Annotated in this window: 7 protein-coding genes; 5 read left to right on the forward strand and 2 right to left on the reverse strand. The window is 68.3% G+C overall.

Translation table 11 applies throughout. From position 1 onward, the window contains the following. The first annotated feature begins 1 nt into the window (after position 1). From ACE3O8_RS03130 to ACE3O8_RS03145, 4 genes are all read left to right on the forward strand, one after another. Positions 2-331: a hypothetical protein gene (locus tag ACE3O8_RS03130; RefSeq protein ID WP_374386674.1), complete on the forward strand. Its 330-nt coding sequence runs from the start codon at positions 2-4 to the stop codon at positions 329-331. Then, the gene (locus tag ACE3O8_RS03135) at positions 213-1,061 is read left to right on the forward strand and encodes a 12-oxophytodienoate reductase (protein ID WP_374386688.1); all 849 of its coding nucleotides are present in this window, start codon (positions 213-215) and stop codon (positions 1,059-1,061) included. The genes ACE3O8_RS03130 and ACE3O8_RS03135 overlap by 119 nt, the downstream gene beginning before the upstream one ends. 78 nt (positions 1,062-1,139) lie before the next feature. Then, positions 1,140-1,493 carry a hypothetical protein gene (locus ACE3O8_RS03140; RefSeq protein WP_374386676.1) on the forward strand — a complete coding sequence of 118 codons (354 nt, stop codon included), beginning with the start codon at positions 1,140-1,142 and terminating at the stop codon, positions 1,491-1,493. 249 nt (positions 1,494-1,742) lie between these two features. Then, positions 1,743-2,576 (forward strand): cold-shock protein, encoded by an 834-nt coding sequence (locus tag ACE3O8_RS03145; RefSeq protein ID WP_374386678.1) that lies wholly within the window; start codon positions 1,743-1,745, stop codon positions 2,574-2,576. An 88-nt stretch (positions 2,577-2,664) separates the two neighbouring features. Here ACE3O8_RS03145 and ACE3O8_RS03150 read toward each other — a convergent pair whose 3' ends face one another. Together ACE3O8_RS03150 and ACE3O8_RS03155 are read right to left on the reverse strand one after the other, a co-directional pair. Then, a complete protein-coding gene (locus ACE3O8_RS03150; protein WP_374386680.1) occupies positions 2,665-3,231 on the reverse strand; it encodes a thymidine kinase in 567 nt (188 codons plus the stop codon). A gap of 36 nt (positions 3,232-3,267) precedes the next feature. Next, positions 3,268-4,236, reverse strand: coding sequence for a cation diffusion facilitator family transporter (locus tag ACE3O8_RS03155; RefSeq protein ID WP_374386682.1), 969 nt, complete (start codon positions 4,234-4,236; stop codon positions 3,268-3,270). A 68-nt stretch (positions 4,237-4,304) separates the two neighbouring features. Here ACE3O8_RS03155 and ACE3O8_RS03160 point away from each other — a divergent pair, with 68 nt between their 5' ends. After that, positions 4,305-6,140 carry a DUF885 family protein gene (locus ACE3O8_RS03160; RefSeq protein ID WP_374386684.1) on the forward strand — a complete coding sequence of 612 codons (1,836 nt, stop codon included), beginning with the start codon at positions 4,305-4,307 and terminating at the stop codon, positions 6,138-6,140. The last annotated feature ends 61 nt before the right edge of the window (positions 6,141-6,201 follow it).

Genomic DNA, 6,201 nt, shown 5'->3' on the forward strand with positions numbered 1-6,201 from the left:
CTTGACCAACGTCGAACCCCTGTTCCAGCCCTTCCACTCCGCGAAGCTGGACCTTGCCAACCGCATCGTCATGGCGCCGATGACGCGCAGCTTCTCCCCCGGCGGGGTGCCGGGCGCCAATGTGGCGGATTATTATGCCCGCCGCGCGGACGCGCAGGTCGGCCTGATCGTGACCGAGGGCACGGTGGTGAACCGCCCCGGCGCCGCCAATGATCCGGCCGTCCCCCGTTTCCACGGCGCGCGTGGTGGAAGCCGTGCATGCCAAGGGCGGCAAGATCGCGCCGCAACTCTGGCATGTCGGTTCGGCGATCAACCCCGCCAACCGGGATGACGCGAACGCCGAAAGCCCCTCGGGCCTCTACAAGCCCGGCCGCGACTGGGGCCATGAAATGTCGGTCGCCGATATCGAGGGCGCGATCGCGGCCTTTGCCGATGCCGCCGCCAGCGCAAAGCGCATCGGCATGGACGCGATCGAACTGCATGGCGCGCACGGCTACCTGATCGACCAGTTCCAGTGGAGCGGCACCAACCAGCGCAGCGATGTGTGGGGGCAGGATCGCAGCCGCTTCGCGCGCGAGGTGGTCGCCGCCGTCCGCGCCGCAATCGGCCCGGATTTCCCGCTCATCCTGCGCCTCTCCCAATGGAAGCAGCAGGATTATGAAACGAAGCTCGCCGCCAGCCCCGACGCGCTGGCAGACTGGCTGAACCCGCTGGCCGAGGCCGGGGTGGATATCTTCCACTGCTCGCAGCGCCGTTTCTGGGAACCTGAGTTCGAAGGCTCGCCGCTGAACTTCGCCGGCTGGGCGAAGAAGCTGACGGGCAAGCCCACCATCACCGTCGGCTCCGTCGGCCTGTCGGGCGAATTCATCGCCGGCTTTGCGGGCGAAGCCTCGCAGCCGACTCCGATCGACGGGCTGGTGGACCGGCTCGCCACCGGCGAATTCGATCTCGTCGGCGTCGGCCGCGCCCTCATCGTCGATCCCGACTGGGCGGTGAAGGTGCGCGAAGGCCGCTCCGATTTCACGCCCTACGACAGGAAGGTGCTGGCGACCCTCTACTGACCGGCTGGCGGCGGGGCGGGCTAAAGCCCGCCGCCCGCCGCCCGTAATCCTGCCCTGAGCAACGGAAGGGCAGGCGCATTGGATCAGTCCCATCAGTTCCGCCCGGATCCGGCTGCCAGCGCTGCCCGGTCGCAGCTGCTGTCCCGCCGGGTCCGCCTGCGCGCCCGGCTGGATGCGGCGGCGGTTGCCGTCGCCACGGCGGGGGCCGCAGCTCTTGGCGATACCGCGGAAATGGCGATGATGGCGGCGCTCGCCGCGCTCAGCCTGGGGATCCTCGCCTATGTGATCCGTCGCGACCGGGATTTCAGCCGCTTCGCCGCCCATGAACGGTGGCGGGAACGGGCGCTGGACGGAAAGGGAATCAGCCTGTCCGACTGGAAGGCGGGCGCCACGCCGCAGCCCTGGCCGCGCCGCGATTCCGGCCAGGATTGATCAGCCGATAGGCAGGCGAGAATCCGACTCGCGCCCGGCCTGTGGATAAGCTAAGGTAAATGAGGTGCGGACCGGCCAGCCGGCATGCACTGTTCCCGGATTCGCCGGGGGCGTGGACTGCGGCTCGGGTTCCGGAATTCGCCGGATCCGCGTCGCGAATGGAAGTGGTGGCGAACAAGGCCGGGTGCCAGCGGATGATCCGGGGTGCAAGGTTTGGGCGGTACGAAGTTTGAAAGACGGTTTCCCAAGATGAGTTACGACGACAAGCGGCGCGGCGGCCGCGGGCGGGGCGACGACAAGCGGTCTCGCGGTTTTGAAGAAGGCGGGTTCGAATTCGATTCCGGCTTCGGCGGCGGTCGCGGCGGCGGCGGTGGCGCTGGCGGTTATGGCCGCGGCGGCTTCGGCGGCGGTCAGGGCGGCTTTGGCGGCGGCGGCTTCGGCGGCGGCGGCGGTGGCGGCGGCTTCGGCGGCCCGCGCAGCGGCGGTGGCGGCTTCGGTGGCGGCGGCTTCGGCGGCGGCCCGCGCGGCGCCCCCGGCATGGTCATCGGCCAGGGCCGTGGCAAGGTGAAGTTCTTCAACGCGCAGAAGGGCTTCGGCTTTGTCGTGCGCGATGACGGCGGCGAAGATGTGTTCCTGCACATTTCCGCGCTGGAACGCACCGGTCTCACCAACGTTGCCGAGAATCAGGAAATCGAATTCTCGCTGACCGAGCGCAACGGCCGCATCTCCGCGACCGACGTGACCATCGTTGGCGATGTGATCGAGCCGCAGGAACGTGCGCCCCGTCCGCCCCGCGAAGGCGGCAGCTTCGAACGCGGCCCGCGCCCGGCCGGTGGTGGCTTCGGCAACCGCCCGCCGCCGGTCACGGACGGCACCCGCTATGAAGGCACGGTGAAGTTCTTCAACGGCCAGAAGGGCTTCGGCTTCATCGCCCGGGATGACGGCGGCGCTGACGCGTTCGTCCACATCTCCGCGGTCGAGCGCGCCGGCCTGTCCAACCTGCCCGAAAACCAGCGCATCAGCTTCGAGCTGGAGCTGGACCGTCGCGGCAAGCAGGCAGCGGTGAACATCGAACTCCTCTGAGTTCGGCACCGTTCGCGAACAGGAAGGGGCGGGGGGAAACCTCCGCCCTTTTCCGTACCGGCCCTCCTCCTCCGCGCCGCGCCGGGCGCTAACCGGCAAAGGCCTCGCTGAAATGCTTCCGGCACACCGCCACATAGCGGTCGTTGCCGCCGATCTCCGTCTGCGCGCCCTGCCGCATGGCCCGGCCCGCCGCATCCACGCGCAGGTTCATCGTCGCCTTGCGCCCGCAGTGGCACACGGCCTTCAGCTCCACCAGCTTGTCGGCAACCGCCAGCAGCCGTTCCGAACCGGGAAACAGCTGCCCCAGGAAATCGGTGCGCAGCCCATAGGCCAGCACCGGCACACCCAGCCGGTCCACGATGGCCGCCAGCTGATCCACCTGCGCGGGCGTCAGGAACTGGGCCTCGTCCACCAGCACGCAATCCGGCGGCGCGGCGGCGACCGCCGCAAACAGGTCGGTTCCGGGCCCGAACATTTGGGCGTCCGCCTCCAGCCCGATGCGGGATCCGATTCGCCCGCCGCCCGCCCGGTCGTCCACGGCCGCCGTCCACAGCATCGTCGTCATGCCGCGCTCGCGATAGTTGAAGCTCGCCTGCAGCAGGGTGGTCGATTTCCCGGCGTTCATCGCGCCATAATAGAAATACAGCTGCGCCATCAGCCCGTCCGCCCGTCCGTCACTGCCTGCCGCCTCTCAAGATGCGCCTTCGCACTGGTCGCAGTCCGTCCGCTCCACCTGGATGGTGGGGTGGCCGATCCCGAACTCCCGCTTCAGCCCGTCGGTCACCGATTCGATCAGCCCGTCGCCGCTTCCGGCCGGCACAACCAGATGCGCCGTCAGCGCCGTTTCCGTGGCGCTGATCGGCCAGATGTGCAGGTCATGCACGTCCGTCACGCCCGGCTGCCGCGCCAGCCAGCCCCGCACCCCGGCAACATCGATGCCGCGCGGCACGGCGTCCAGCGCCATGTCCAGCGATTGCCACAGGATCCGCCAGGTCGTCGCCAGGATCACCACCACGATGCCCAGGCTGGCGATCGGGTCCACCCACTTCGCCCCCGTCCACAGGATCACGGCGCCCGCCAGCAGCACGCCGCCCGAAACCGCCGCGTCCGCGAACAGGTGCACGACAGCCGCGCGCCGGTTCACATCCTCCGGGTGGCCGCCCATCAGCAGCCAGCCCGACATCAGGTTGATGACAACCGCGATCCCCGCGATCAGCATCACCATCCCGCCCGGCGGCGGCGCCGCCGGTGGATGGATCAGCCGGTCCACCGCCTCGAATGCCAGCGCGCCGCAGGCGAACACCAGCAGCAGGCTGTTCGCCAGCGCCGCCAGCACGCCCGCCTTGCCATAGCCATAGGTGCGCCGGTCGGAACCCTGCCGCGTCATCAGCCAGGCGGCCCATCCGGCCAGGATCAGCCCCAGCACATCCGATGCATTGTGCCCGGCGTCCGCCAGCAGCGCGGTCGATTTCAGCGCGAAGCCCGCCACCAGCTGCACGGCCACGATCGCCAGGTTCAGCGCGATCGCCAGCCCATAGCGCCAGCCCGCGACGGGCGCGTGCGCATGATGGTCATGTGGCCCGTGCGGATGATGATGCCCGTGCGCCGGCCCCTGCGCCGATCCTTGCCGCCGTCCGTGATTGTGGGAATGGGTCGCCATCGCGCCACTCTTGCAGTCAGCCGCGCAGCGGTGCAACAGCCCTTCAGTCCGCCAATCCGGAGAAACCGATGCTGCGCGCCTTCCTGCTGTCCACCGCCCTCGTTCTTGCCGCCGCCCCCGCCATCGGGCAGACCGCCGCGCCTGCCGCACAATCCGTTGCGGTGGCGGGCGAACAGGATGCGGCGCTCGCCGCCTTCTTCGAAGCCTTTGATCGGAAGCAGCTCGCCCACAGCCCGGAAATGAAGACGTTCCGCGGCATCCGCGACGCCGATTACGGCAAGTGGACGGACGACAGCGACGCCGCCGAACTGGTCCGCTATCAGCTGGGTCAGGACGCGCTCGCCGAAATGAAGCGCAGCTTCGATCCCGCGAAGCTCTCCGGCCAGTCGAAGCTCAGCTACCGCCTGTTCGAATATCAGATGAACCGTCAGGCAAAGGCCTGGCCGATGCGGCATTTCCGCTACACCTTCGATCAGATGAACGGGGTGCAGAGCGGGATTCCCTCCTTCCTCATCAACATCCACCGCATCGGTAACAAGGCCGAGGCAGAGGCCTATATCAGCCGCCTGAACGGCATCGGCACCGTCCTCGATCAGGCGATCGTCAGCGCCCAGGAAAGCGAGAAGAAGGGCGTGGTCCCCCCGCGCTGGACCTTCCCCTATGTCCTGTCCGATATCGCCAACATCACCAAGGGTTTCCCGTTCGACGGCGGCGCGGATTCCGCCCTCTATGCCGATTTCAAGGCCAAGGTCGGCGCGCTCGACATCCCGCAGGCGGAAAAGGATGCGCTGGTCGCCGCCGCCCGCACGGCGCTGGCCCAGGTGGTGAAGCCCGCCTACGCCCGCACGTCCGCCTTCCTCACCGCGCAGCAGGCCCGCGCCCCCGAAGGCGACGGCATCTGGCGCTTCCCCGACGGCGACAAATATTATGCCGAACGCCTCGGCTTCTACACCACCACCAGCCTGACCCCGGCGCAGGTCCATGATCTGGGCCTCGCGCAGGTCGCGCGCATCCATTCCGAAATGGATGCCATCCGCAAGCAGGTGGGCTTTCAGGGCGATCTGAAGGCCTTCTTCCAGCACATGCGCACCCGGCCGGAAAACTACTATCCCAACACCGCCGAAGGCCGCGCCATGTACCTGTCGGAAACCGACAAGGCGATGACGGCGATGACGGCGAAGCTGCCGGACTATTTCAGCCCCGCCGCCACGCCCCGCGCGCCGCTCAGCGTGAAGGCGGTGGAACCCTTCCGCGAAAAGTCCGCGGGCAAGGCCTTCTACAACCGCCCGGCGCCCGATGGCTCGCGCCCCGGCATCTATTATGTGAACCTCTACGACATGGCCGACATGCCCAACACCGAGGTGGAGGCGCTGGCCTTCCACGAGGGCGTGCCCGGCCACCATCTGGATGGCTCCGTCACCAGCCAGCTGAAGGATCTGCCGCCCTTCCGCCGCTTCGGCGGCTTCACCGCCTGGTCGGAAGGCTGGGGCCTCTATGCCGAAAAGCTCGGCAAGGACATGGGCTTCTATACCGATCCCTACCGCGATTTCGGCCGGCTCCAGCTGGAACTGCACCGCGCCATCCGCCTGGTGGTGGACAGCGGCCTGCACGACAAGAAATGGACGCGCGAACAGGCGATCCAGTATGTGCTGGACAATTCGGCCGATGCGCCGGGCGGCGTGGTGAAGGCGATCGAGCGCTATGCCGTCTATCCCGGCCAGGCGACCGCCTACATGATCGGCCGGCTGAAGATCAGCGAACTGCGCGCCAAGGCGCAGAAGGAGCTGGGCGCGAAGTTCAGCTACGCCGATTTCCACGACGCCGTCCTTCTGTCGGGCGCGGTGCCGATGGAAGTGCTGGAAGAAAATGTGAACGCCTATATCGCGGCCCGCAAGGCCGGCTGACGGCGTTCGGCAACGCCCGGTTGCCCGCCCGGGGCCAAGCCCGGTTTTAGGCGGGGGGGGC

This window comes from Sandaracinobacter sp. (assembly GCF_041909755.1).
In the GTDB taxonomy this organism is placed as follows: Bacteria; Pseudomonadota; Alphaproteobacteria; order Sphingomonadales; family Sphingomonadaceae; genus Sandaracinobacteroides.